The 25,562-nt window shown below is 63.2% G+C and carries 24 protein-coding genes and 2 pseudogenes; 13 read left to right on the top strand and 13 right to left on the bottom strand.

All coding sequences use genetic code 11. The features are described from left to right. Nucleotides 1-26 precede the first annotated feature (26 nt). On the bottom strand, nucleotides 27-458 hold the full coding sequence (locus HDG34_RS03810) for a hypothetical protein (protein ID WP_184057836.1): 432 nt from the start codon (nucleotides 456-458) through the stop codon (nucleotides 27-29). Between HDG34_RS03810 and HDG34_RS03805 the strand changes: the two are divergent. The 3 genes and pseudogenes from HDG34_RS03805 to HDG34_RS03795 all read left to right on the top strand — a co-directional run bounded on the left by HDG34_RS03805 (nucleotide 457) and on the right by HDG34_RS03795 (nucleotide 3,471). Then, nucleotides 457-1,705, top strand: a pseudogene (locus tag HDG34_RS03805) (ISL3 family transposase). The gene HDG34_RS03810 and the pseudogene HDG34_RS03805 sit on opposite strands and share 2 nt — an antisense overlap. Then, nucleotides 1,656-2,387, top strand: a complete 732-nt coding sequence (locus tag HDG34_RS03800) for a LysR family transcriptional regulator (protein ID WP_260321013.1) — start codon at nucleotides 1,656-1,658, stop codon at nucleotides 2,385-2,387. The pseudogene HDG34_RS03805 and the gene HDG34_RS03800 overlap by 50 nt, the downstream one beginning before the upstream one ends. Nucleotides 2,388-2,616: 229 nt before the next feature. Continuing rightward, nucleotides 2,617-3,471, top strand: coding sequence for an oxidoreductase (locus HDG34_RS03795; RefSeq protein WP_184057834.1), 855 nt, complete (start codon nucleotides 2,617-2,619; stop codon nucleotides 3,469-3,471). A gap of 33 nt (nucleotides 3,472-3,504) precedes the next feature. Here HDG34_RS03795 and HDG34_RS03790 read toward each other — a convergent pair whose 3' ends face one another. The 6 genes from HDG34_RS03790 to HDG34_RS03765 all read right to left on the bottom strand — a co-directional run bounded on the left by HDG34_RS03790 (nucleotide 3,505) and on the right by HDG34_RS03765 (nucleotide 9,184). Beyond that, nucleotides 3,505-3,939 (bottom strand): rubredoxin, encoded by a 435-nt coding sequence (locus tag HDG34_RS03790; protein ID WP_184057832.1) that lies wholly within the window; start codon nucleotides 3,937-3,939, stop codon nucleotides 3,505-3,507. A gap of 72 nt (nucleotides 3,940-4,011) precedes the next feature. Beyond that, nucleotides 4,012-4,137 (bottom strand): hypothetical protein, encoded by a 126-nt coding sequence (locus tag HDG34_RS38875; protein WP_260321012.1) that lies wholly within the window; start codon nucleotides 4,135-4,137, stop codon nucleotides 4,012-4,014. 225 nt (nucleotides 4,138-4,362) lie between these two features. After that, nucleotides 4,363-5,553 (bottom strand): aromatic ring-hydroxylating dioxygenase subunit alpha, encoded by a 1,191-nt coding sequence (locus HDG34_RS03780; protein ID WP_184057830.1) that lies wholly within the window; start codon nucleotides 5,551-5,553, stop codon nucleotides 4,363-4,365. Between the two features lie 214 nt (nucleotides 5,554-5,767). Continuing rightward, entirely contained in the window at nucleotides 5,768-7,219 is a 1,452-nt protein-coding gene (locus tag HDG34_RS03775; protein WP_184057828.1) for a glycosyltransferase family 2 protein, read from the bottom strand. A gap of 93 nt (nucleotides 7,220-7,312) precedes the next feature. Beyond that, complete coding sequence (locus HDG34_RS03770) at nucleotides 7,313-7,912, bottom strand: cytochrome b (RefSeq protein WP_184057826.1); 600 nt, start codon at nucleotides 7,910-7,912, stop codon at nucleotides 7,313-7,315. 357 nt (nucleotides 7,913-8,269) lie between these two features. Beyond that, nucleotides 8,270-9,184: a LysR substrate-binding domain-containing protein gene (locus tag HDG34_RS03765; RefSeq protein WP_184057824.1), complete on the bottom strand. Its 915-nt coding sequence runs from the start codon at nucleotides 9,182-9,184 to the stop codon at nucleotides 8,270-8,272. A gap of 100 nt (nucleotides 9,185-9,284) precedes the next feature. Here HDG34_RS03765 and metC point away from each other — a divergent pair, with 100 nt between their 5' ends. Genes metC through HDG34_RS03745 form a run of 4 tightly spaced genes read left to right on the top strand, consistent with a single transcriptional unit; the run spans nucleotide 9,285 to nucleotide 12,746 of the window. Then, nucleotides 9,285-10,448 (top strand): cystathionine beta-lyase, encoded by a 1,164-nt coding sequence (gene metC, locus HDG34_RS03760; protein WP_184057822.1) that lies wholly within the window; start codon nucleotides 9,285-9,287, stop codon nucleotides 10,446-10,448. A gap of 38 nt (nucleotides 10,449-10,486) precedes the next feature. After that, entirely contained in the window at nucleotides 10,487-11,326 is an 840-nt protein-coding gene (locus tag HDG34_RS03755; RefSeq protein ID WP_260321011.1) for an ABC transporter substrate-binding protein, read from the top strand. A gap of 2 nt (nucleotides 11,327-11,328) precedes the next feature. After that, entirely contained in the window at nucleotides 11,329-11,979 is a 651-nt protein-coding gene (locus HDG34_RS03750; protein WP_184057818.1) for an amino acid ABC transporter permease, read from the top strand. Continuing rightward, entirely contained in the window at nucleotides 11,976-12,746 is a 771-nt protein-coding gene (locus tag HDG34_RS03745) for an amino acid ABC transporter ATP-binding protein (RefSeq protein WP_184030627.1), read from the top strand. The genes HDG34_RS03750 and HDG34_RS03745 overlap by 4 nt, the downstream gene beginning before the upstream one ends. A gap of 131 nt (nucleotides 12,747-12,877) precedes the next feature. Here the strand turns inward: HDG34_RS03745 and HDG34_RS03740 are convergent, their stop codons facing one another. After that, nucleotides 12,878-13,762, bottom strand: a complete 885-nt coding sequence (locus HDG34_RS03740) for a LysR family transcriptional regulator (RefSeq protein ID WP_184057816.1) — start codon at nucleotides 13,760-13,762, stop codon at nucleotides 12,878-12,880. Nucleotides 13,763-13,896: 134 nt separating this feature from the next. Between HDG34_RS03740 and HDG34_RS03735 the strand changes: the two genes are divergently transcribed. The 3 genes from HDG34_RS03735 (at nucleotide 13,897) to HDG34_RS03725 (ending at nucleotide 17,084) form a co-directional block, all read left to right on the top strand. After that, on the top strand, nucleotides 13,897-14,181 hold the full coding sequence (locus HDG34_RS03735; protein WP_184058042.1) for a hypothetical protein: 285 nt from the start codon (nucleotides 13,897-13,899) through the stop codon (nucleotides 14,179-14,181). Nucleotides 14,182-14,368: 187 nt separating this feature from the next. Then, a complete protein-coding gene (locus tag HDG34_RS03730) occupies nucleotides 14,369-15,631 on the top strand; it encodes a multidrug effflux MFS transporter (RefSeq protein ID WP_184057814.1) in 1,263 nt (420 codons plus the stop codon). A gap of 55 nt (nucleotides 15,632-15,686) precedes the next feature. Further along, the gene (locus HDG34_RS03725) at nucleotides 15,687-17,084 is read left to right on the top strand and encodes a DHA2 family efflux MFS transporter permease subunit (RefSeq protein ID WP_184057812.1); all 1,398 of its coding nucleotides are present in this window, start codon (nucleotides 15,687-15,689) and stop codon (nucleotides 17,082-17,084) included. A gap of 23 nt (nucleotides 17,085-17,107) precedes the next feature. Here HDG34_RS03725 and HDG34_RS03720 read toward each other — a convergent pair whose 3' ends face one another. Then, nucleotides 17,108-17,827 (bottom strand): SDR family oxidoreductase, encoded by a 720-nt coding sequence (locus HDG34_RS03720; RefSeq protein WP_184057810.1) that lies wholly within the window; start codon nucleotides 17,825-17,827, stop codon nucleotides 17,108-17,110. A gap of 82 nt (nucleotides 17,828-17,909) precedes the next feature. Between HDG34_RS03720 and HDG34_RS03715 the strand changes: the two genes are divergently transcribed. After that, nucleotides 17,910-18,860 carry a LysR family transcriptional regulator gene (locus HDG34_RS03715; RefSeq protein ID WP_184057808.1) on the top strand — a complete coding sequence of 317 codons (951 nt, stop codon included), beginning with the start codon at nucleotides 17,910-17,912 and terminating at the stop codon, nucleotides 18,858-18,860. Between the two features lie 83 nt (nucleotides 18,861-18,943). Further along, nucleotides 18,944-19,348, top strand: coding sequence for a DUF3224 domain-containing protein (locus HDG34_RS03710; protein ID WP_090808016.1), 405 nt, complete (start codon nucleotides 18,944-18,946; stop codon nucleotides 19,346-19,348). 88 nt (nucleotides 19,349-19,436) lie between these two features. On the opposite strand, the pseudogene HDG34_RS03705 reads toward HDG34_RS03710, so the two are convergent. From HDG34_RS03705 to HDG34_RS03690, 4 genes and pseudogenes are all read right to left on the bottom strand, one after another. Further along, nucleotides 19,437-20,720: pseudogene (locus HDG34_RS03705) on the bottom strand (glycoside hydrolase family 3 C-terminal domain-containing protein); the annotation flags it as partial. A gap of 26 nt (nucleotides 20,721-20,746) precedes the next feature. Further along, nucleotides 20,747-21,301: a hypothetical protein gene (locus tag HDG34_RS03700; protein ID WP_184057806.1), complete on the bottom strand. Its 555-nt coding sequence runs from the start codon at nucleotides 21,299-21,301 to the stop codon at nucleotides 20,747-20,749. Between the two features lie 496 nt (nucleotides 21,302-21,797). Beyond that, complete coding sequence (locus HDG34_RS03695; protein ID WP_184057804.1) at nucleotides 21,798-23,123, bottom strand: MFS transporter; 1,326 nt, start codon at nucleotides 23,121-23,123, stop codon at nucleotides 21,798-21,800. A gap of 177 nt (nucleotides 23,124-23,300) precedes the next feature. Beyond that, nucleotides 23,301-24,395: a tartrate dehydrogenase gene (locus HDG34_RS03690; protein ID WP_184057802.1), complete on the bottom strand. Its 1,095-nt coding sequence runs from the start codon at nucleotides 24,393-24,395 to the stop codon at nucleotides 23,301-23,303. 124 nt (nucleotides 24,396-24,519) lie between these two features. Between HDG34_RS03690 and HDG34_RS03685 the strand changes: the two genes are divergently transcribed. Next, a complete protein-coding gene (locus tag HDG34_RS03685) occupies nucleotides 24,520-25,446 on the top strand; it encodes a LysR substrate-binding domain-containing protein (RefSeq protein WP_184057800.1) in 927 nt (308 codons plus the stop codon). The last annotated feature ends 116 nt before the right edge of the window (nucleotides 25,447-25,562 follow it).

The following is a 25,562-nucleotide window of genomic DNA, read 5'->3' as shown; positions in this document are numbered from 1 at the left end:
ATCTGTGGGTGAATTAGTGTGCGCGGCTAGCCAAGTGAAGCCCGATTCAGATACTGATAGAGCTTGCGACACGTTGCATCAAAGGAATTTTGTGCGGGCTCGGAGATCGCTGGCCAGATGAGGGGGCCGCCGTCTTCCTCGATGAGTTTGTCCAGGAGGGTTGCCACGGGGAGAGTAAGGAGATTGGGATCTTCATGGCAGCGTCGGATTATTTCGCCGCCGAGCATCCAAATGTGATCGCGGTGCCGAAGCAATGTGTTGCGTGCGTATCCCAAGGTTAGGAGATGCTCAAGGAAAGGTGTGAGTATTGCCACGATTGCCTGTCCAGTCGGAATATCTTCGTCGTCGACTCGCCACGACGCAGGCCAGTTATGCAGATCAGGGACGAACTGCGCAAGCGCTTGCTGTTCGGGGACAATGGCGGCTTTGTCCTTGCCGGTTCTGGACTTGCTAACCATGTTGCTGACCCGTCTGCTTAACGCCTGTCATCATTTTCCCGGCTTTGTATATGAAGGGGCGCGGCTGTGCGAGGCAACTCAATCCATCGAGATCGACGTTCGGCCGCGCAAGGGTTCGAAGCCAATTTGCTCATGCTGCAACCAGCCTGCGCGGGGTTACGACTCGCTCACACAGCGCCGCTTCGAGTTTATCCCCGTCTGGGGCTTTGCCGTGTTTCTGCTCTATACCATGCGACGCGTCGATTGTCGTGCCTGTGGCGTGAAGGTCGAAGCGCTGCCGTGGGCCAACGGCAAGCACACGCTCACCCGCGCTTACATGATCTTCCTTGGCGCAATGGGCGCGTAAGCTGTCCTGGAAAGAAACAGCACTGAACTTCCGAACCAGTTGGGAGAAGGTCTTCAACGCAGTGGAATGGGTCGTCGACTGGGGGCTGAGCCATCGCGAGCTCGGCACGATCCGCGCTTTCGGCGTGGACGAGATCCAGTATGGCTGCGGACACCAATACCTCACGCTCGTCTACCAGATCGAGGCCGGCTATACGCGACTGCTGTGGGTCGGACAAGAGCGCACGAAAGAGAGTTTCGCGAAGTTCTTTGCCATGATCGGAAAGCCGCTATGTGAGAAGGTTGAATTCGTGTGCTCGGACATGGGGCAACCCTACCTGGAGATGATCGCGCGTCATTGCCCGAACGCCCTGAATATCCTCGACCGCTTTCATATCGTCGCCAAGATGAACAAGGCCATCGACGAAGTTCGTGCCGACAAGGCCCGGCGCATGACTCGCGACGGCTATGAGCCGGTGCTCAAGAAATCCCGCTGGTGCCTGCTCAAGCGGCGCGAGAATCTCACCGGCAAGCAACGCGTTCGCCTGCGTGATTTGCTTCGGTACAACCTGCGCAGCGTGCGCGCCTATCTGCTCAAAGAAGAGTTCCAGCAACTCTGGGATTACATCTCGCCCGTGTGGGCCGGCAAATTCCTCGACCAGTGGTGCACTCAGGTAATTCGCTCACGTATCGAGCCGATGAAGAAGTTCGCTCGGACGGTGCGTACACACCGAGAGCTGATCCTCAACTACTTCCGTGCACGAAAACAGTTCTCCAGCGGTGTCATCGAGGGGCTGAACAACAAAGCCAAAGTCACCATGAGAAAAGCGTACGGCTTCCGAACCTTCAGAGCCACGGAAATCGCGCTCTATCATGCACTTGGCAAGCTCCCCGAGCCTCCATCCACCCACACTTTTTACTGACCAACCCGAATTCAAGGGTGGCCAACTGTCCGTGATCGCGCTGCCGGTGTTTTCGCATTCGATCCTGCCGGGCGCCGTCAAACGCTATCACGATGTGCAGCCGGGCGTCAGCGTATCGATCGCGACGCAGGAGTCGCCGTTTCTCGAAGAATGGCTGAGCGCGCAGCGCTACGACCTCGGCCTCACCGAGCACGACGCGCCGCCGCCCGGCACGCGGCTCACGCCGCTCATCGCCGTCGATGAAGTGTGTGTGCTGCCCGACGCTCACCCGCTGCTCGCGAAACGCGTGATCGCATTGAAAGATTTCGCCGATCAGGCGTTCATCAGCCTGTCCGCGAACGATCCATACCGGCTGCAAATCGACGAAGCGTTCGCGCGAGCCGGCATCGCGCGCCGCCTGCTGATCGAAACGCCGACCGCGGTGTCCGTGTGCAGCTTCGTGCGGCAAGGGCTCGGCATTGCGATCGTCAATCCGCTGACCGCGCTCGATTTCGCGGGCCACAATCTGCATATCCGGGCGCTCGCGTCGTCGCTGCCGTTTCGCGTCAGCGTGATCCGTCCCGAGCACCGGCCCGCGCATCCGCTCGCGGACGCGTTCGTCGGCGCGCTGCAAAGCGAAGCCGCCGCGCTGCGGCTACAATTGAAGCGCCACACCAGCCCCAAGCGGTCATCGCATTCATAGCAGTCACGGCGGCGTCCCCGCTTCATCGCCGGGCGAATCCGCGCAGCGCCACGCGCGTTCGCGCGGGGCCACCGCCCGAACCGTTCGCCGCGCGAACCGGGCACGCTTCGAGCTGACATCACCCGCATACCGATTACCGACGCGCCGCGCGTCTGCGCCGCATCGGGGCGCCGTTGTTAGCGCCGTTTTCCAGTCTTCACGTCATAGACCCTCAACAGGAGTGTTCCAAATGATGAATCGAGACAATCCCGTCTGGCTGATCACAGGCTGTTCCACCGGCTTCGGCCGCGAGCTCGCGAAGCTCGTGCTCGAACGCGGCTGGCGCGCGGTCGTCACCGCGCGCGATGCATCGAAAGTGAAGGACATCGCAGAGGGGCACGGCGAGCGCGCGCTGGTGCTGCCGCTCGACGTGACCAATCGCGCGCAGATAGAAACCGTGGTCGCGCAGGCGAAGCGCCATTTCGGCCGCGTCGACGCGCTCGTCAACAACGCGGGCTACGGTTATCTGGCCGCGATCGAGGAAGGCGAGGACAGCGAAGTCCGCGCGATGTTCGAGACCAACGTGTTCGGCCTCGTCGACATCACGAAGGCCGTGCTGCCGATCATGCGTGAGCAGCGCAGCGGTTTGATCGTCAACGTGTCGTCGATTGGCGGGATTGCGAGTTTCGCGGCGACCGGCTACTACCATGCGACGAAGTACGCAGTGGAAGGGCTGTCGGAATCGCTCGCGCTGGAAGTGAAACCACTCGGCATCGGCGTGCTGATCGTCGAGCCTGGGCCGTTTCGCACCAACTGGGCGGGTCCGTCGATCAAGCAGTCGGCAACGTTGATCGACGACTATGCGTCGACCGCCGGCGAGCGCCGCAAACAGACCGAAGCGCGCAGCGGCAAGCAGGCCGGCGACCCGGTGCGAGCCGCGCAGGCGATCATCAATGCGGCGTTGTCGGACGCGCCGCCGCTGCGTCTGCTGCTCGGCAAGACCGCGCTCGATCTCGCGTACAGGAAGCTCGACTTTCTGCGCGGCGATTTCGACACCTGGCGAGCGACGAGCGAAGGGGCGGATTATCCGGAAGGGACGGTGTAGAGCGGGTTTATCAGGCGAGCCTCGGCCCGCCGCTTAAAACTCCACCAGCGCAAAATCTTCCTTGCCCACATCGCACAGCGGGCAGCGCCAGTCGGCCGGCACATCGGCCCAGCGCGTGCCCGGCGCGATGCCCTCTTCCGGCACGCCGGCGGCTTCGTCGTAGACCCAGCCGCAGATCACGCAGACCCATTGCTTGAAGTCGTCGGCTGTGGCGACGTTCGCGGCCGACCGCGCATCGGGCGTACCGGTCGCAGCGGCATCCGCCGCGCACGTGCGCGCCGTCGCATCGAGGCTCACGACGAGCGGCGCGACCGTGCCGCTACCGGTTCCCGCGAGCCGCGCCTTCAGGCTGTCGAGCAGGCGCTGCGCTTCGTCGCGGGTCAGATCGATCCAGTACGGATCGCCGGCGCCGTCGTTGAGCCGCTCGGGGGAAAACTGGATTTCTACGGCTACGCCCTTCTTGTACATGGCAATCAAAAATCTCGAGAAAGCCGGCGACGCGCGCCGGCACAAGGCCGCCCGCGCGACGCGGGCGCTGCTTCAGTGCGCGTGGACCAGCAGATTCAGCGCGATCGAGGCGATCAGGCCAGCGGCGCCGATCAGGCCAAGCAACTGCAGCAGAGTGAGGGATTTACGCGAATTGGTGGGGGTTTGTTGCGAGGTCACGAGCGAGTCTTGAAGTTCGGAAAAAGCGCAATGGTACACGGGTGCGGACGCGACGAATGTCGATTGGCGCAAACTCGCGCGCAATCAAAGTACCGGGCGATATTATCGCCGCTCGCGCGCCGCGCATTGTCTACCGTGGGGAGATGGATTAATTCCAGGCGAGGGGGAAAGCCGTGGCGGGACGGGGTGCGCGGCGCCGGTGAACACACCCGCGCCGCGCCGCGCTCAGGTCTTGGCGAGCGGATCGCCGTGACGCGAATCCCAGAAACGGATCACCGCCGTATCGCCGGTGCCCGCGCCGACCACCTGGTCCGGCGCGCCGCACTCGCGCAGCAGCGCGCGCAAGTCGTTGATGACCGGGAACACCTCGTGATTCCAGTCCGCTCCCTGCGAATCGTGGGCGCGCTGCTCCGCCTCGACGATCTCGCGATCCTCCTTGAAAATGCGCTCGGTGAACCACACCAGCAGCGGCCATGCGAGATTCATCACACCCGGAATGCCGGGCTTGCGGATCGACAGCAGCCCGAACGTTCGGTTGGTGCGCTGCTCGCGGTCGAGCGGCACATAGACGATCCACAGGTCCATCACCAGCGTCTGCTCGTCGTTGCGGATTTGCAGCGTCTGGAACGGGTATTCGGTGCGGATCGTCATGACGTCTTTGTCGCCGGAGCCACCGGTCTTGCGCCTCTCGCCGAACACCATCGCCTCGCCTAGCGGCTGCTGCCCCTCCATGCGCGCAAACGTGTAGTCGACCTCGACCCAGCCCTCACCGCGCCGCCGCCCGAGCGAACGCGCGCGCATGCGCCCCATCTGGCGGCGATGCAGGAACTGATGATTCATGTCCATCAGGTTCTCGTGCATGAACGAATAATGACACTTGACCGGACGGCCGAAACGACGCGTCTTGTACTTCGGGTCGGACACCGAGCGAAAGCCCGGCAACGGCCGCTCCTCCGCGAGCGCGGCGTCGCCGGGAAACACGAAGATCAGTCCCTCCACTTCCTGACACGGATACGAGCGCACACCGTTCGGTAGACGCTCGCGGCCGAGGTACGGCACGTCGATGCACTTGCCCGAGCAGTCGTAGGTCCAGCCGTGATAGCCGCAGCGAATCGATTCGCCGTCGACCACGCCCTGATGCAGCGGCACCTGCCGATGCGCGCAGCGATCTTCCAGCGCGAACACTTTGCCGCTCCCGGTGCGCGCGAGCACGATCGGATCGCCGGCGAAGGTCACGCCGAGCGTCTTGCCGCGCTTCACTTCATGCGACCACGCGAGTGGGTACCAGTAATCCGGATGAATGGCGACGCGGCGCAGATCGCGCACCGGCGCCTCGTGAGTGGCTTGAGCAGGCGCGGCAGCCAGCGTTGCGCCTGCGGATTCCTGGTCCTGTTCGAGCGGGGGAACTGCATGCATAGGTCAAGCCTCCGTGCACCAGCGGATGGAAGGTTGCCGCGCTGCATGGCAGTGCGGCATCTTCATCAGTCTACTTGATGCAGCCGTCGCATGGCACTTTCGCCGGCATGCGCGATGCATCGCAGCACACATTGCGCGGCAGCGCGCATCAGGATGAACGAGCTACCTTTACCACACCCGCCCTACAGAAACATTGACCTGCACTTCGAGCTGCTCAATCCTCGTCGACCGCGACGAGCCCGGAGCGCCGTTGCACGCCCCACGCGCGGCCGCCGCGCAGAAAATGCAGCCAGCCGAGCGCGGCGCCCAGATGACGCGCGAGCTGGAACGAGAACGGCTCCGCAACGGCCGCGAGCATCGCCATGCCGAGACTGTTGCCACTGCGCTCGCCGGTCCAGCGCCGGTAGAGATGGATGCTCCACAGGTAAAACGCCAGATCGATCGCCGTTTTCAGGCCGATCACGCTGAAGATCGACACGACGATCGCCCCGTGTCCGCCGAACAGAAAACCGAGTAGCAATGCGAATGCCGTGAGGCCGTAGATCGGCTGCATCGTGTCGACCGCCTTGACCGGCAGCATCAGCATGCCGAGCGTGCCGTAGCGCGGATTGCCGGTCATGTCGCGGTTCCAGTACTGCGTCTGCAGGAAGCCCGCGAACCAGCGGCGGCGCTGGCGCAGAAAGCTTGCGAGGGTGTCGGGCGCATCGGTGCGCGCATGCGCTTCGCCGACCACGCGCACGTCCCAGCCGAGCTCGTGATCCACCGAATAGCGGCGCAGCCGGTGAATCAGTTCGTAATCCTCGACCAGACACTGCGGATCGAAGCCGCCGACCGCGACGAGCGCATCGCGCCGGAACGACGCGAATGCGCCCGAGATCAGCAGCAGGCTGTCCGCGCGCATCCACGCGAAACGCGCGATGAAGTTGCGCATGTACTCGTAGGTCTGGAACCACTGGAACACGCGGCCCGACAGCGACTTGCCACAGACCGGCACGAGAATGCCCGCTGCCGCGACGAGCGACGGCTCGCTCGCGAACGCGGCGCGCATCGCGTAGGTGGCGTCGTCGTCGAGCAGCGTGTCGGCGTCGACGGTCATCACGGTGTCGGTCGTCATCACGGTGATCGCGGCGTTCAGCGCGCGGGCCTTGCCGCCGTGCGGCACGCGCAGCCAGAACAGGTTCGGATGCAGCGAGCTCGGCGCGCTCAGCACGCCATCGGCCGCGGGCGTGAGGCCGAAGCGTTGCGTGAGCAGCTCGGCGGTGGCGTCGGTGGAGCCGTCGTCGGCGATCACGATCTGCGCGGGGCCGTGCGTTTGCCGCAGCAGCGCGGCGAGCGTGACCGGCAACACGGCCGCCTCGTTACGCGACGCGACGATGACACCCATGCCCGGCAACTCGCGCCGTTCGTGGTCGGCTTCGAGCGGCGCCGCGCGGCGCGTGAGCGGCAACGACTTCCACGTGACGAACGCGAGCAGCAACGTGTCGTATGCGACATACGCAATACCGGTCGACCACGCGAGCGCGCCACGCAGAAAGAATGCTCGCGCGAACAGCAGTGCCCACAGCACGACGACGCTGGAATGGATCAGCGTGCTCGATAGCGTCGCGCGACGCGGCAGAATGCGCGGCGACGCGACAGCGAGTGCCTGTTCTAGGGTCTTCTTCAAGGTGAGTGTTTCAGGGTGAGTGTTTCAGGTTCAGCTGGGTTGCGGTTAGTTGGCGAAGCTGTGTTCGCGCGCCATCAAAAACACGCCGCGACTTCACGGCGTCATGCGCTTCAATACCGATTTGCGATCGAGCCACTCATGCTTGAGCGCGGCGCCGATGTGCATCGCCAGCAACGCATAGAGCGCATAACCGAGCCACGCATGCAGCGCGCCGAAGCGATCGTGCAACGTCTCTTTCAGTGTCGGGTCGAGATGCATCACATAGCCGAAGCGCGGCCATTGGAACAGGCCGAACCACTGCATCGGATGCGTGGCCGCGTCTTTCCACGCGGAATCGTGCAGCCAGCCGGACAGCGGCAACGCAATCATCAGCAAATACAGCGCGAAGTGCGCGAGGTGCGCGGCAATCTTTTCCCACGACGGAAACTCGCGCGGCAACGGCGGCGGCTTGTGCGACACGCGCCACAGGATGCGCAGCAGCGCGAGCCCGAGCACCGTGATGCCGATCGATTTGTGCGTGTCGATCACCGGACGCACCCAGTCGTCGGGCAGCGAATCGGCGGACAGAGCGAGCACGACATTGACGCACATCAGCAACGCGATCAGCCAGTGCAGCGTCATCGCGGTGCGCGTATAGCGCGGCGGGCGAGAGGCATCGGTCGAATCGGTCAGGGAATTCACTTGGGTGTTCATGGGGGTTCCGTTCGCGAGGGCGATGAATGCCGCGAAAGCTGTTTGAAAATCGACGCTACCGGTATCAGGCAAACGCCCAAGTGTGCCGTTTTATTCCGCAAAGCGCTTAACCTGCGTGTTTCAGTTTGTTTCGGGCTTCGGATGCACGACCCGCGCGCAAATCGCACTCGCATGGCTGCTTTTTAGCTGGTGTTTTGGCCCATGTTCTGGCTGGCGTCCCGCAGATCAGCGCGGGACTCGCGGCAGCATCGAGTTCACCTTGCGCTTGCGCGCGTTCGAGCCGTCGCTCGAACGCGGTGTCGAACGTGACCAGGCCAGGCGCGATGTAGCGATCAAGCGTGTCCGATTTCTATCCGATCAATTCGCCAGCGCCCTTTTGAGCGCCTTCTGGTCACGTTCGAGCTGCATTCTCATGTGCCGCATGAACTGCCTCGCGGTTTCCGTGAGTGGGGTACCAGGGCGAAACACCAGCACTCCTGTGAACATTACCTCGATGTCGATCGGCTTCACGACGAGTCCCCGCTCTGCGAAGTCCAACGTCACGAGCGGATGAGCGATTCCTATACCGACTCCCGCGAGCGCCAGTTCGCAGATCGTGTGCGAATACGGCGTCTCGACGACCGGTTTGAGACGGATTTCGCGTGCCGTGAGTTGCGTTTCCAGGCGTAGCCTGGTGCTGTCTTCGGGATTCAGCGCGATGAAAGGAAATTCAGGCAGGTCCGCAACAGCAATGACAGGACGCGTGGCCAAAGGATGATGCGAATTCATCACTGCGACAGCCCGCATACGCGCGAACACCGAGTGTTCGAGGCCGGCCATCGACATCTCGTCGGACATCAGGCCGAAATCCACCTGTCCAGCCGAGACCTTCTCATGCACTTCGCGCGAACTCATCACCTGCAGCGAAATTTGCACGTTTCTGGACGGGGCATCGAACGCCGCAATGACACGTGGCAGAAAGCCGGTGCCCAGTGCCGGCAGAGAGGCGATCGCCATGCGGCCCAATCCGTAGGACCGCAAACTACGGATTCGATGCTCGATGACCTCGAATCCGCGAAAGTACTGGTCAACCTCACGCATCAGGGCGACGGCTTCCTGGGTGGGAACGAGCCGGCTGCGTATCCGCTCGAACAGGCTGAAGTCCGCCATGGTTTCCAGACGCCTGATGGCCTGACTGACAGCCGGTTGCGAAATGCCGAGCAGGGCCGCCGCCTTGCTCGTGCTTCCTGCGTTCATGACCGCCCTGAACACTTCGATATCCCTGATCCGCATAACCTACACTTATTGAGCTAATTATTTCCGATGTTGATGCAATCCCGGGTAAAAGTAAACTTCGATCATCAATCCACCTTGAGGCATCGCCGGGAGCAAGATGACAAGCAATCCCCAGAAAGCGCCGCAGCCGTTCCGCAGCCTGTCCCCATCCGTCATGCGGGCATCGACAGTTGTATTCGATTCTCTGGCCGAGTTTTCGCGCCGCAAGGAGCGGCAACCGGACGGTTACAGCTATGGCATCACCGGAACGCCAACGGCTCGTGAACTGGAACACCGCATCGCCGAGCTCGAAGGTGGCGCGCATTGCGTGGTGACGCCTTCCGGTCAATCCGCGCTGATGACGACCGTGATGGGCTTCGTGCGCGGCGGCGATCATCTGCTGGTGTCCGCTGCCTGCTACGGCGCGCTCAAGACATTCGCGCATAAGTGGCTGGCGCACTTCGACGTCGAGGTCGAACTGTATCCGCCGGCAATCGGGGCTGCGATTCAAAAGTACATCAAGCCCAACACCCGCATGATCTGCATGGAGTCGCCGGGGACGGTGACGATGGAGATGCCCGACATTCCAGCGATCGTCGAAGTCGCGAAACGTCACGGCGTATTGACGATGATGGACAACACCTGGGCAAGCCCGCTCGCTTTCAAACCGCTCGAACATGGTGTGGATTTCAGCGTCGAAGCCGCGACGAAATTTTTTGGTGGTCATTCGGATCTACTGGCGGGCTGCATCAGCATGAACGACGCGGATTACTACGCGACCTTGCGCGAGACGCAGAGCGTTCTCGGCCAGCAGACCAGCCCTGATGACTGCTTCCTCGTCATGCGCGGCCTGCAAACCCTGAAGGTCCGCTTCGCTGCCCAGAGCGCCTCAACGCTGCAGATTGCGAGGGAACTCGAACGTCACCCGGAAGTGAGCAAGGTGCTGTTCCCGGCACTGCCGTCCGATGCCGGTCATGCCATCTGGAAGCGGGATTTTGCGAGCAGCGGGTGTCTCTTCTCCCTGATCCTCCAGCCCGCGGCGGAGGACGCGTTCAACGCATTCTTCGATACGCTCCAGTATTTCCCCATCGGGGCGAGCTGGGGAGGCGTGCATAGCCTCGCTGCCTACTACCCGGCCTCGTTGCAGGCCGAGCGTGCGTTCCCGCTTACCGACCAGCCTATCGTGCGCCTTTCGATCGGGTTGGAGGACCCGGCGATGCTGCTTGCGGATCTGAATGCCGGTCTTGACGCATTCGGACGCGCCCGGGCAACCGCTGCGTAGATTTTTTAATTCAACTTACCTGGATGAGTGAGTACGAGATGAAATCAATCAAGAGATGGAGACGCTTTGTCACGGTAGCGAGTTTCATGACGCTTTCCGCGGCATTCAGTTCACCCGCTACTGTGCAGGCAGCGGATCTTCTCGCGCAGGTGAAGGCGAATGGCACATTGCGCGTGGCCAACACCCAGAGTAGTCCCCCATGGAGCATGCTTGACGAAAACAATCAACCTGTCGGCTACGACGTTGCAATTGCAAAGGAAGTCGGCAAGCGCATTGGCGTGCCGAACGTAGTATTCGTCGCCGATTCGTTCAAGAACTTCGTGGAAGGGTTGAAGACGGGCAAGTACGACCTCGTGATGAACGATCTCACACCTACACCTGAACGGCAACAACAGGTTGATTTCGGCGATCCATACGGCGTGGAGGATTTCCGCATTTTCGTACCCGCCGGCAATACAGACATCAAGGGCAAGGAAACCCTTAAAGGCAAGCGAGTGGGAGTGGTCACTGGCTCGAGCAATGAAACATGGGCACGAGCACACCTGCATGACTCCGACATTCGTGCGTACGATAACGGGGGACTCGTCTTCAGCGATCTGGGCAATGGACGTATCGACGCGGTCATCATCTCGCACTTCGGCGGCATGAAGTACGCCAACGTCAACCATTTACCGGTCAAGGAAGTGGGCGAACCCTTGATCTACCAGCTATCAGCGCCGGCTTTGCAGAAAGGCCAACCGGCCCTGCTCGCAGCGGTCGATAAGGCGATTGCAGACATGATGGCTGACGGGACGATCGAGGCCATTGCCAGGAAGTGGGTCGGGCGGGATTACGATATGCCCGGCACGATCACCAAAGCGAAGGCACACAAGGAGTAGTCATGCTCGAGCTTTTCATGCGCTCGCTTCCGCTGTTAAAGAGTGCGGTGCTGATGACACTCTTTCTCGGTTTGTTGTCGTTTGTGCTCGGTTCGACGCTAGGGTTGCTGGTCGCCTTGGCTCGTATCTCCAGCATAGGTGCGCTACGCGCCTTCGCATTCGCATATGTATCCATCTTCCGTGGCACGCCGCTGCTCGTGCAGATACTGCTGATCTATTTCGGTTTGCCCCGGTACGGTCTGACACTTGACCCGGTTCCCGCCGCGCTCCTCGCGCTCACGCTGTTTTCGGCCGCGTATCTGAGCGAGAACTTCCGTTCCGGCATCAACGCGGTGGACAAGGGCCAGTGGGAAGCTGCGATGTCGCTGGGCATGGGTTACTGGAAAGCCATGTCGCGGGTTATTCTTCCCCAAGGACTACGCATCGCCATTCCGCCTGTCGGCAGCCGCATGATTGCACTCATCAAAGATACATCCCTCGCTTCGACAATTACGGTGGTAGAACTGACCCGCGTCGCCGACCAGGTCGGCGCCTCCACCTTCCGCTACATGGAAATGTTCCTGATGGTCGGCCTGATCTACTGGGGCATCAACCAGATTCTCACGATAGTCCAGACCGTCCTCGAGAATCGCATTTCGAGGCGTTTTGTATGAATACTGATATCAGGACGATTGAAGTCCGTGGACTTTCGAAGGCATTTGGCGACAACCAGGTCTTGCGCGGCGTCGATTTCAGCGTATCGAAAGGCGAGGTTGTCGTTGTAATGGGTCCCTCCGGGTCGGGCAAGACCACGCTGCTGCGCTCGCTGAACTTCCTCGAGGTACCGGATGCCGGCAGCGTGACAGTATGCGGCATTGATGTCGAATGCAACGGTTTGTCAAAACCGTCACGCCAGAATCAGAAGAAGATCCGCGCGATCCGCCAGCGCACCGCGATGGTGTTCCAGTCGTTCAACCTCTTTCCGCACAGGACAGCACTGGAAAATGTGATGGAAGGTCCGGTCAGCGTCAAGGGTGTCCCTCGTGCGCAAGCGTCGGAGCGCGCAATTCACCTGCTGACACAGGTTGGCCTGGCCGCAAAAGCCAACGAATATCCGGCACGGCTGTCCGGCGGTCAGAAGCAGCGCGTAGCGATCGCGCGGGCGCTCGCGATGGATCCAGAGGTCATCTTCTTCGACGAGCCCACGTCTGCTCTCGATCCAGCGCTGCGGGAGGATGTCCTGACCGTCATGCGCGACGTTGCCAAAGCGGGCATGACGATGCTGATCGTCACGCACGAAGTGCGGTTTGCGCGAGATGTAGCGGATCGGGTTGTTTTTATGGACGGCGGCGTGGTTGCCGAAGACACGACACCGCAAGCCTTCTTTGGTGAAGGCAGCAGTCCACGGGTAAGGCAGTTTCTGCATCTGATCGAGACCTGAGTATTGAGCACGCCGCGACACCGCCTTGAATCACGCGTAGGGCTTCCGTTGCAAAAGCGTTGGCGGAAGAGCTCGTGCTTTATCGCGAGGAGCAGGAGAGGCGGAAAGCGTCGGCGACGTAACACAGCCCGCTAGCTGAACCGCAAACTCCGCAATACGTCGAGCACATACTGAGTCGGACGCTCCACGGTACCCGCGCGAAAGGCCAGGCCCAGCTGTCGCCATAACGCAGGGCGCAGCGCACGTGTGACGATGCGCGCGTCGGCCGACGAGCGGCTCGGTTCCTGCGGCAGCAGCGCGGCGCCGTATCCCGCTGCGACGAGACTCTTGATCGCATCCGAGTAGTTGAGCTGGATGCGCGGCGTGGGGTGCTGCCCCGCCGCGCTGAACCATTCCGTCGTCAAACGCGAAAGCCGCGTGGTCGCGTCGTTCAGAATCAGCGGCTTCGCGGCGATCCATTGCGGCGTGATGCGAGCTGGACACGTCCACCCCGCCGGCATGAACGCGACCACCGGATCGCGGCGCCATGTTTCGATCGATAGCCCTCGTAGCGGCGCTTGCGGCAGCGCCACGATGCCCACGTCGAGCGACTCCTGGGCGAGTCGCGTCAGCGTTTCCTGCGAAGTCAGCACGGCGATTTGCACATCGATGCCGGGATGCCCGGCGGCCAGTCGTTCCAACGCCTGCGGCAGCAGATTCGCGATGGCCGCGGTGGAAGCGGCGAGCCGAACCCGTCCGCCGAGCCCTTCCACCTGTCGCCGCACGTCCTCCAGTGCCTGCTCGGCATTGGCCAGCATCTGACGCGCATAGGCCACCAGCGTCTCGCCGATCGCCGAGGCCCGCACCTGACCGCGTTTGCGCGACAACAGCGGCGCGCCGACGCGGCTTTCGAGATCCGCGATATGCAGACTGACCGTGGGCGGTGCGAGATGCAGAACGCGAGCGGCCTCGGCGAAAGAGCCGAGGTCGGCGACGACGACAAGGGTGCGCAGGCGGTCGAGACTGATTTCTCTCATCGGAATGGGAATCGGAATGGCATTGGTCAGAAAAGCTGAATCACGCGGTCAGTAAACTCAACTTTTCCAATCTTACGTGCAGATGGAAGATGGTGGCGCTGGTTTTTTCAACGCTCACCATCGGGGCCATTGGCATGAACTCACCTTCAACCAGAAGTTGCGAGCCGCAGGAGGCTTCGCATCGGCTAGACGCAATATCGGACGACGCCAGGTCGTTACTGCTCGGGCTCGTCTTTACAGGCGTCGTGCTGGCTTTCGCCGTGATGGCGATGATCTGGACGGCGTCTCGCCCCCCGCTCAAAGGCAAGGACTGCTCCGGCCGCCTCGCAAACGACGAGCATGCGAGCTTCGTCGCGTTCTTCCAGGACCCGGCAGACCAGGGCGCGTTGCTGCGGTCGATCGAGGACTGCGCGAAATGAGCCTCGTTGCGGCGGGATAGCGCGCCCGTCGACCGCGCCATCCCACACCCCCGCCAGGGACTATCCCACTTCCTGCCATACCACGGGCACAATACCCGGCGATAATGCCGGGGGCATTCGCGCCTTTTCCGTTCGATATCCGAACGCATCGATGCCCGCGCCGCCAGTGTTCCCTTTCGATGCACCCATGAGCCACGCCACCGCCGACCACCCCGCTTCCGCCGACTCCGCCCCGAACTCGCCGCGCTTCCTGCTATTCCTGATCTGCCTGTTCGCGTCCGCCGGACAGCTCGCCATCGACATCTACGTGCCCGCGCTGCCCGCGATGGCGCGCTACTTCGGCACCTCGCCGCAAGCGATCCAGATCAGCGTCACCGGCTACATGGTCGCCTACGCGTTCGGTCAGCTGATCTTCGGTCCGATCGCCGACGCGTATGGCCGCAAGCGCGTGCTCGCGTTCGGTCTGACGGTCTACACGGTCGGCTGCCTGCTGTCGCTCGCGGCGCCCAATCTCGAGACGTTCATCCTCGCCCGCGCACTGCAGGGCTTCGGCATCGCGAGCACGAACCTGCTGGCAAAAGCGATCATCACCGATTCGTTCGCGGGTCAGGCCTTGCTGCATGCATTCACGTACATGTCGATCGCGTGGGGGCTCGCGCCGATCGTCGCGCCGGTGATCGGCGCGCATCTGCAGACCGCGTTCGGCTGGCGCGCGTGCCTCGTGTTTTTGCTGATCTATTCGCTGGTGATGTGGGCGCTGCTGTGGCGTTATCGCGAGACCTTGCCGAAGCCCGTCCATCTCGAACCGCGCACGCTGACCGCGAACGCGCGCAAAGTGCTCGCGAGCCCCGTGTTCCAGAGCTGCTTCCTCGCGCAGGGCCTGTGCTACAGCATCCTGCTGGTGTTCAACATCGTCGGGCCGTTCATGGTGCAGACCACGCTGCACAAGCCGCCGACCTTCTTCGGCTACCTCGCGCTCGGCATCGGCATGATGTACTTCCTTGGCGGTCTGTCGAATCGCCTGCACGGTCCGGGCCTGCCGAGCGCCGAGCAGCGGCTGCGCATCGGCGCACGGCTGATGGCGGCCGCGTCGCTTGCGATGCTGCTGCTCGCGCTGACGGTCGGTCTGCGCGTGTGGACGCTCGCGACGCCTGTGCTCGTGATGGGCTTCTGCGCCGGCGCGATGTATCCGACGCTGATGGCGAAGGGCAACTCGCTGTTCCCGCACATCGCGGGTCTGACGAGCGCGATTCTCGGCTGCGCGCTGCTGCTGGTTTCATCGGCGATGATGGGGTTGGCCGGCTTCGTGTCGGTACAAGTGCTCACACCGCTCGCGCTGTTCTTCGTGGTCCTCGCGTTCGTCGTCGTCGTGATGGTGACGAAGCTGCTGCGCCATCTCGAGCAGGTACAGCCTGCGGCCGCGGCGAGCGCGAGCGGCAAGGCAGCGTGAGCCGGCACATGAACTCGACCGAACGCCAGACCTTCATCTGTACACGCGCGGACCGATGAGCGGCATGCGCGAGCGCGCCTGCGCATCCGCTTCCACGCGGATCGATCCGACCGTGTGGAAAGTCGCGGCGGTCGTGTCGATCGGCTCGTTCATGTCGCAGATGGACTCGACGCTGGTCAACGTGTCGCTGTCGGCGATCGGCCATACGCTCGATGCGTCGATCGCTACCGCGCAGTGGATCGTCAGCGGCTACCTGCTCGCGATGGCGTTGATGTTGCCGCTCAACGGCTGGCTGGTCGACCGCATCGGCGCGAAGCGGCTGTACCTGTTCTGCTTTTCGACGTTCACGATAGCGTCGATGCTGTGCGGCGCGGCGCAGACGATCGGCGCGCGCATTTTCCAGGGCCTCGTTGCCGGTGTGCTCGGGCCGATGGCACAAATGATGATCGGACGCGTGGCCGGCAAGAACCTCGAGCGGGTGATGGGCTACACCGCGCTACCCATTCTGCTCGGTCCGATCCTCGGCCCGGTGCTGGCCGGCCTCGTGCTCGCGCACGCGAGCTGGCCCTGGCTGTTCTTCGTCAATGTTCCGGTGGGCGCTTTCGGCGTCGCGATGGCGGTGTTGCTGCTGCCGCGCGATGCCGCCGAGTCGCAGAAGCGACCGTTCGATTTCACCGGCTTTGCGTTGATCTCCCCTGGGCTCGTCGCACTTGTCTATGGACTTCAGGACGCGTCGCGAGCGGTGGGCCTGGCGTGTCTGCTCGCGGGCGTCGCGTTTCTCGGCGGCTTCGTGCTGTACGCGGCGCGCAAAGGCCATACCGCGCTGATCGACGTGCGCATGTTTGCGACACGTACGTTCTCGGTCGCCGCACTCGCCCAGTTCTTCGCGAACGCGATCATGTATGGACGGCAGCTCGCCGTGCCGCTTTTTCTGATCGCGGGCTGCGGTTTGTCGGCCGCGCACGCGGGCGGCCTGCTCGCGGCAACCGGCGTCGGCATGATGTGCTCGTTTCCGCTGCTCGGATGGTTGACCGAGCGGCTCGGCTGCCGCGCGCTCGCGGCGGGCGGCGCACTGCTGGCGTTTCTGAGCACGCTCGTGTTTCTGTGGCTGAGCGTTGATTCGTTCTCCGCCGGATGGGCCGCGGTCGGTCTGTTCTTTGCGGGCGTCGGTCAGGGGACGATCAGCGTGCCGTCGATCTCGGCCGCGTATTCGTCGATCGGGAGAGAAAGGCTCGCGGTTGCGAATACTGCGTTGAACATCGCGCAGAGAGTGGGCGGTCCGTTCGCGACGACGCTGCTTTCGATGGTGATAGCGTCGACGTTGCACGGTGTTTCGGGTGCACAGCCCGGCCGCTTTCTGCCGACGTTCGTGCTGCTGGCCGGGCTGCATTTGTTGTGCTTCGCGGCGGCGATGTTTCTGCCGGTTCGCGTTCAGCGGGCGAAGAACGCCTGACCACGCATTCCCGCGCCCGTACTTCACAGTAGCCGCAAGCCGCCATCACACTCGATCACCGCCCCCGTCATAAACGTGTTCTCCAGCAGAAACTGCAGCGCGTGCGCGACATCGTCGGCCTGCCCGACGCGCCGCACCGGTAGCGTTTCGCTCTGCTGCCGAAACAGCTCACTCTTCACGCTCGCGGGAAATCTGTCCCACCAGGGCGTATCGATCACACCCGGCGACACCGCGTTCACGCGCAGCGGCGCAAGCTCGCGCGCCAGCGTGCCGATCATGCTTTCGAGCGCGCCGTTGATCGCACCCAGACCCGCCGTGCCCGGATTCGCGATGCGCGCCGAAATCGCGGTCAGAAACGTCAGGCTGCCGTCGCGACGCAGCGTGGGTAGCGCGGTCTGCGCGGCTTCGAGCTGCGGCCAGAACTTGGCCTCGAAGCCACGCCGCAGCGCGGCCAGATCCAGTTCGGCAAACGGCCCCGCGCCTTCGCCGCCCGACAGCGTCATGACCAGATGATCGATCCGGCCGAGGCCGCCGAAGAAGTGTCCGAGCGCCGCGCGATCGGCGCAATCGAGCGCCTCGCTCGTCACCTGTCCGCCGATGCCAAGCAGCGCATCGTCCAGTTTGGCGCGGTCGCGCCCCACCGCGACGACGCTCGCGCCAGCCGTCACGAGCCGCTTCACCAGCGCGAGCCCAATGCCCGACGAGCCACCTAGCACCACGACCTTCTGATTTTGCCAGTCCATGTCATTGCTCCTGAGTGTGAACGGAAGACCCCGTGGCAGTAGAATGCGCGGTGCGAGCCCATCACTCAAATCGTTTAATGTCATGGCCAACATCATTGAAAATGATTTTCGGCGCTTCGACCTGAACCTGCTGCTGACCTTCCGCGCGCTGCTGGAAGAGCGCAGCGTCACGCGTGCCGCGCAGCGGCTGTTTCTTGGGCAACCGGCCGTCAGCGGCGCGCTCAAGCGCTTGCGCGAAACGTTCGGCGACGAGTTGTTCGTGCGCACGCCGCAAGGCATGACGCCGACGCCGCGCGCGCTCGAACTCGCGCGGCAGATCGAGCCGTTCCTGCAATCGCTGCATCAGGCGCTCACGCAGCCGCCCGTCTTCGATCCGGCCCGCGCGCAGCGGGTGTTCCGCATCGGCCTCAGCGATTCGCTCGAACTGCTGCTGATGCCGGAGATCATCGCGCGCCTCGCCGACACCGCACCCGGCGTGAAGCTGATCGCGCGCTCCACAGATTCGACGCGCGCCGCCGCGATGCTCGACGATGGCGCGATCGAACTCGCGGTCGGCGTATTCCGCGAATGCGTGCCGTGGCAGCGACTCACGCCGCTGTTTTCATGGCGCTTCGTGAGCGTCTACAACCCCCGGCTCGTCAGAACGCGCCGCAAACAATTGTCGATGGACGAGTTTCTGCGCCACCGCCATGTGCTGACTTCGTTCAGCGCCGAGCTGCGCGGCTTCATCGATGAACGACTCGAGATGCAGGGACTGAAGCGCGACGTCGTGTTTTCGAGCTCGAACTTCGCGACCAGTCCGTTCATCGTGCAACGCACGGCGGCGATCGCGACGGTGCCGGAGTTCATCGGCCGCGTCTGGCGCGATACGCTCGGTCTCGCGCTGAGTCCGCTGCCATTCGAGGTGCCGGGCTACGAGGTTTCGCTGATGTGGGCCGCGGCGCACGACCAGGACCCGGCGCTCGCGTGGTTGAAGCGCGAGTTCGCGGACGCGTTCGGCACGAGCGACGGCACTGCGCGTGCAGCGCCCTGACAGCGACGTGTGCTACGGTTCGGAAGCGTCACGGTTCGTTTCGCCGCTTCGCCGTCGCCCGTTCAAGCTCGGAGGAAATCCCGATGACTCACCACGTCGCAAAAGGCACCTTCATCGTCTCCCTTCAACCGATGCCGTTTGAAAACGCGGAGGCCGAATCGAAGCTCGGCCGCATGTCGATCGACAAGCAGATCTCCGGCGATCTCGCCGCGACCACCCAAGGGCAAATGCTGAGCGCGATGACGAACGTCAAAGGCTCGGCCGGCTATGTCGCGCTCGAACAGGTCACTGGCACGCTGGCGGGCAAGCAGGGCACGTTCGTGCTGCAGCATATCGGCGTGATGAATCGCGGCGCAGCGGCGCTGGCGGTGACGGTCGTGCCGGATTCAGGCACGGGCGAGCTGAGCGGCATTGAAGGCGAGTTCAGGATCGACATCGTCGACGGCGCGCATTCGTACGAGTTCGCTTATCGTCTGCCCGGCGACTGACATGCCGAACGCGTGCCGGCGGGATACGGCGCTCGACCCCGTACCCCGCTACCCGGCTACCCGGCTTTCCAGTTCAAAACCTCAGCGCTCAATGCCCCGCGATCGTCACCGACGCCGTCAACGCATTCGGATCGCGCGAAGAAGCCCCCGCGATCATCTGATAGACGCCGCCGTTGAGCTTCCAAACGTGGTTGGTCGCGTCCCACGTCGACAGCAGCTTCGGCGCAATCGATACGCTGACCTGCTGCGACTGCCCCGCCTGCAGCGCGACCTTTTGCCAGCCGACCAGACGCTTCGGCGGTTCGCCCAGACCGCTCGGCAACGCGGCATAAACTTCGGCGATTTCCGCGCCTGCGCGCGAGCCCGTATTCTTGACGGTAAAGGTCACCTTCACGTTGCCACTCGCATCCACTTGCGCGTTGAGGCCCGAGTAGCTGTAGCTCGTGTAGGACAGCCCATAACCGAACGGGAACAGCGGCGCGATCTGCTTGCCGTCATACCAGCGATAACCCATGAAGAGTCCTTCGCTGTAGGAAACGGTGGTATCGGTGGCCGAGATCGTCGGTTGCGGAAGATCCGCGTCCTGCATCGGGAACGTGATCGGCAATTTGCCGGACGGGTTCACGGCGCCGAACAGCAGATCGGCAATCGCCTGACCGCCCTGCACGCCCGGATACCACGCTTCGAGCACGCCGTGCACGTTGGATAGCCACGGCATCAGGACCGGGCTGCCGTTCTCGAGCACGACGATCACGCGCTTCGCTTGCGCGGCGACCGCGCTGATCAGCGCGTTCTGATCGTAGCTCTGGTTATAGCTGTCAGTCGTATTGCTCGGCAGGCTCAGGCTCGGCAGATCCGCGCCCTCGCTTTCCCATTGCGTCGCGAACACGATCGCCACGTCCGCCTTCGCGGCGGCGGTCGCCGCTGCCGCCGCGTTCGTGCCGTCGACGAAGGTCACGCTCGCGCTCGGCGCCTTCGCCTGGATCGCGGCCAGCGGTGCCGACTTGTACCACGTCGCGCAGGTGCTCAACAGCGGCGACGGCGACACGCAACCGGACACCGCGTTGCCCGCGGCCGCCGGCACCGCGCCCGAGCCGCCGCCCGACAGCACGCCCGCATCCGCGTGAGCGCCGATCACCACGATCGACGACAGCCCCGCCGCGTTCAGTGGCAGCACCGGTTGCGAATCGCCGCTCGCCACCGCGTTCTTCAGCAAGACCGACGATTGCTGCGCGACCTGCAGCGCGAGCGCATTGCCCGCGGTTTGATCGACGCTGCCGCCGGTGGTGGGCGGCGAATCGAAGACGCCGTAGCGGATCATCGTTCGAAGCTTGCGCTGGAGCCTCCTTCTGCACGTGTCTGCCGACACCGAGTGAGACGTCACGCCCCTCCCGCAGACTAATGACGGAAGCCGAAGGCCTCTACCTTGCGCCCCTCAAGGCTGACCTGCACTGCTTCGCTACAAGAAGTCGTAGTACAGTTCACGGCATCGACGGTCGGGCCGACTGACGGCACCGTCTCGCTGATGATGATGGCCTTGATCAATCTGGCATCATCGGTCACAACTATTTCAAGGCCTAGCACCACCCCGCTGTCGTATTTGATAGTCATCGTTCCGGTGCAATCGGGGTTCACGGTGTAGGCGCCACTCTGGGCCCCGGTGAAACTGGTCACTCCGTTCTTCGGCGCACCATTGATCGTGCCGACGTCAATTCGCGTGAAATGTTTGGAACCGTCGAACGTCACCAGGGAGACATTGTTAAGCGCCAATTGGGTCACAAATTGATGCACCCCCGCTGAGTCGATCAGTCCGATGACCTGCCCCACGGCACTGAAACCGTATGCGCCGTTCAGCAGAGAGGCTGAACATGCGCTGCCGGCGTGAGCCGCACCATTGAGCGAAAGAAGGGCAATAGCCGTTGCCGACAACATGCTTAAACGCTGGCTATTCATGTTCGTCTCCTTGTAATCAAATGAGGTGCGCAGGTACGCACCGTCTTTCGACATCCTAAGTTAAGAGAAAACATCATTTACAGCGATCTGACAGATACAGGCATGCGTAAGCCATGCGTAGCCATTCCTGCTCATGCAACGAGCGGAGGACGGACGATAGGCCGGTTAGGACCAATCGTCCTTCGAAAAGGTGGCGGGCTGGCGTCGGTGTTCGATCAGCGCGCGGAGGTGGCACGCCGGAGACCGACATTCGCATTGAGAGTTGCTGCACCGGGCTGGATTTGCAGCGAGGTGTCGGCGGACACGCGCAAAGCGTTCGCGCGGAAATCCGCACAGAGGTGACTTTGTGAGTCAGCAGCGCGAATGGTGCGCCGCACGGTTCAGTATAGGCCGGGAGACCGGTAATGTCGGACAAAGGCGCGGCGGATTATCGCTAGCGTGTATTAGACCTCGAGCGTCGGCCCCATTACCTGCTGGACCTGACGCGCAAGCTCTGCTATCTGCGCGCGTTCGAATGCCCGTGCCGTTCGCCCACCGCGGCAGGTGCAGACTTCGTCTGCCGGCTCAACATCAGCGTCACGACCGCCGACACCGCCAACGTCGCCCCGACCACATAAAGCCCTGCCGTATAGCCGCCCGTCACGTGCTTGAGCCAGCCGATCGCAAACGGCCCGACGAAGCCGCCGAGATTGCCGATCGAGTTGATCATGGCAATGCCCGCCGCCGCTCCGGCGCCCGACAGGAACATGCTCGGCATCGCCCACAGCGGCGCCTTCGCGGCGCTGATTCCGACGTTCACGACGACGAGCGCAAGCACGATCATCAATGCGGTGGTCGCATTACCGGCGAACACGAAGCCGACGCACGCAAGCGCACACGGAATCACGACGTGCCACGTCCGCTCGTCGGTGCGATCCGAGTGCTTCGCCCATAGCACCATCGCGATCACTGCGAGCACGCTCGGCACGCCGGCGAGCAGCCCGGTTTCGAACGTGCCGAAACCGTATTGGCGGATGATCAGCGGGGCCCACAAGCCGAGCGTATAAAGTCCCGCCGAGGTGCCGAAGTAGATCAGCGCGAGCGCGAGCACGCGCGGATCGCGCAACGCGCTGAGCGCGCCGGCCGTGTGGCCCGCATGCGCGTGCCGCGCGTCGGCTTCGAGCTTCAGCCTCGCGATCAGCCAGTCGCGCTCTTCGGGCTGCAGCCACTCGGCTTGCGCGGGCTTGTCGGTCAGATACCTGAGCACGCAGAAGCCGAGGATGATCGCGGGCAATGCTTCGAGTATGTAGAGCATTTGCCAGTCGACGAGTCCGGCGATCGGCGGCAGTTTCATGATCGCGCCGGAAATCGGCGAGCCGATCGCAGTCGAGATCGGCGCGGCGGCCATGAACCATGCCGCCGCGACCGCACGCTGCCGCGCCGGAAACCACAGGCTCAGATACAGGATGATGCCGGGAAAGAAGCCCGCTTCCGCGACGCCGAGAATGAAGCGCAGCGCGTAGAAACTGGTCGGCCCGACGACGAACGCCGACGCGAGCGACACGAGCCCCCACGACACCATCACGCGAGCAATCCAGCGCCGCGCGCCGACCTTGTGCAGGATCAGGTTCGACGGCACTTCGAACAGAAAATAGCCGATGAAAAAGAGCCCGCCGCCGAGGCCGAACGCGGTCGGCGAAAGACCGATCGCCTTGTTCATCGACAACGCGGCAAAACCCACATTCACGCGATCGAGAAAGCTCACGAAGTACAACATCATGACGAACGGGATGATCCGCAGCATCAGCTTGCGGGACACCCGGCTTTCGAGTTCCGAAGTCATTGTCTCCTCCTGCGGCGCGCGGCTATTGACCGCGCGCGAACCTCGCGCCGGCCGACGTTGGGCCGAGCTAATCGAGTCAAGGTTGTGTGCCGGCCACGTCGTGGCCGGGGCGCAGACCGCGCGCCTGATTTGCGCGCGGTTCCGCTCAGTCCGGTTCAGTTCGCGCGAAGCCGGCGCTCAAGCCGCGTTCGCCGCGGGCGTCGCCGCCTGCTCGATGAACGCGCACACGGCCGCCGTCACCTGCGCGGTCGTGGCCGTGCCGCCGAGGTCGCGTGTATGCAACGCGTTGTTCGCGGTCACCGCTTCGACGGCCTGCATCACGCGCCTGGCCGCGTCGAATTCGCCGAGATGTTCGAGCAGCATCACGACCGACCAGAACGTGCCGACCGGATTCGCGAGCCCCTTGCCCATGATGTCGAACGCGGAGCCGTGGATCGGCTCGAACATCGACGGATAGCGGCGTTCCGGATCGATGTTGCCGGTCGGCGCGATGCCGAGGCTGCCGGCGAGCGCGGCCGCGAGGTCGCTGAGAATATCGGCGTGCAGATTGGTGGCGACGATCGTGTCGAGCGTCGCGGGACGGTTGACCATGCGCGCTGTCGCCGCGTCGACGAGTTCCTTGTCCCACGTGACGTCCGGAAACTCCTTCGAGATTTCGAGCGCGATCTCGTCCCACATCACCATCGCATGACGCTGCGCGTTGCTCTTCGTGATCACGGTCAACAGCTTGCGCGGACGCGACTGCGCGAGGCGGAACGCGAAGCGCATGATGCGCTCGACGCCGGCGCGCGTCATGATCGACACGTCGGTCGCGGCTTCGATCGGATGGCCCTGATGCACGCGGCCGCCGACGCCCGAATATTCACCCTCCGAATTTTCGCGGACGATCACCCAGTTCAGATCCTCGGGCTTGCAGTACTTCAGCGGTGCGTCGATGCCGGGCAGAATGCGCGTCGGGCGCACGTTCGCGTATTGGTCGAAGCCCTGGCAGATTTTCAGTCGCAGACCCCACAGCGTGATGTGATCGGGAATGTCCTTGTCGCCCGCCGAGCCGAACAGGATCGCATCTTTGTTGCGGATCGCGTCGAGCCCATTGGCCGGCATCATCACGCCGTGCTGGCGGTAGTAGTCGCCGCCCCAGTCGAAGTTCTCGAACTCGAACGTGAAGGCGCGCGTGGTCTTCGCGAGCGCCTCGAGCACCTGCGCGCCGGCCGGCACGACCTCCTTGCCGATGCCGTCGCCGGGGATGGTTGCGATGCGATAGGTCTTCATGTCTGCGTCCTGTGCTTGGTGAATGGCGTGAGTGGACTCTAGCGCGATCCCACGGGTAAAAACCGGTGCTAAACTCAAAGCATCTTTAACTTGCATTCACAAATGCGAAGGCGCGGAAAAGACGATGCGCGACACCGTCCAGCCAGCCGATCTGGGCTTTTTCTCGACGCTCGCCGCGAGCGGCAGCCTCAGCGCGGCCGCACGCGAACTGGGGCTGACCGCGGCGGCCGTCAGCAAGCGCCTCACGCAGATGGAGCAGCGCGCGGGCGTCGCGCTCGTGAACCGCACGACGCGCCGCATGATGCTGACGCCCGAAGGCGAGCTATACCTCGACCGCGCGCGGCGGATTCTCGACGAGATCGACGAACTGGCCGAACTGCTCGGCTCGGCGAAGAAGACACCGAAGGGCTTGCTGCGCGTGAACGCGACGCTCGGCTTCGGGCGCAGCCATGTCGGGCCGGCGATCTCGCGCTTCGTCGCGCGGTATCCGCAGGTGTCCGTTCAACTGCAGTTGTCGGTCACGCCCCCGCCGCTTACCGACGACAGCTTCGACGTCTGCATCCGCTTCGGCGAGCCGCCCGATACGCGCGTGGTCGCGCGCCGGCTTGCGCCGAACCGGCGTCTGCTGTGCGCGGCGCCGTCGTATCTCGCGGCGCACGGCATGCCGCTCACGGCGCACGATCTGACGCGCCACAACTGCATCGGCATTCGTCAGGGCGACGAAGCGTACGGCGTGTGGCGGCTGACCTCGGGACGCGGCGCCGCGCGCAAGACCGAGGCGGTGCGGATCAAGGGCACGCTGACCACCAACGACGGCGAGATCGCCGTCAAATGGGCGCTCGAAGGACACGGCATCCTGATGCGCGCGGAATGGGACATCCGGCAGTATCTGACGGAAGGATCGCTCGTCCAGTTGCTACCCGATCACGACACACCGAATGCGGATATCTTCGCGGTGTATTCGCCGCGGCATCAGATGTCGAATCGTATTCGCGCGTTTGTCGAGTTTATTGCGCGGGAGTTGGGGGGTGAGGTGGGGGCGGGGGCGTAGTGCAGCACAGCGATCGTGCGCATTCGTGATGTCATCAAAAGAGCGAGCAGCACATCGGCCCAATTTTGCCTCGCTTTCCGAGTCGTCTGATTGAGCATGGTTCCGTCTTCGCCGAA

Source organism: Paraburkholderia sp. HC6.4b (assembly GCF_014200875.1).
Taxonomy (GTDB): Bacteria; Pseudomonadota; Gammaproteobacteria; order Burkholderiales; family Burkholderiaceae; genus Paraburkholderia; species Paraburkholderia tuberum.
The sequence above is the reverse complement of the archived record's forward strand: the minus strand, read 5'-3'. Positions and strand labels throughout refer to the sequence as shown.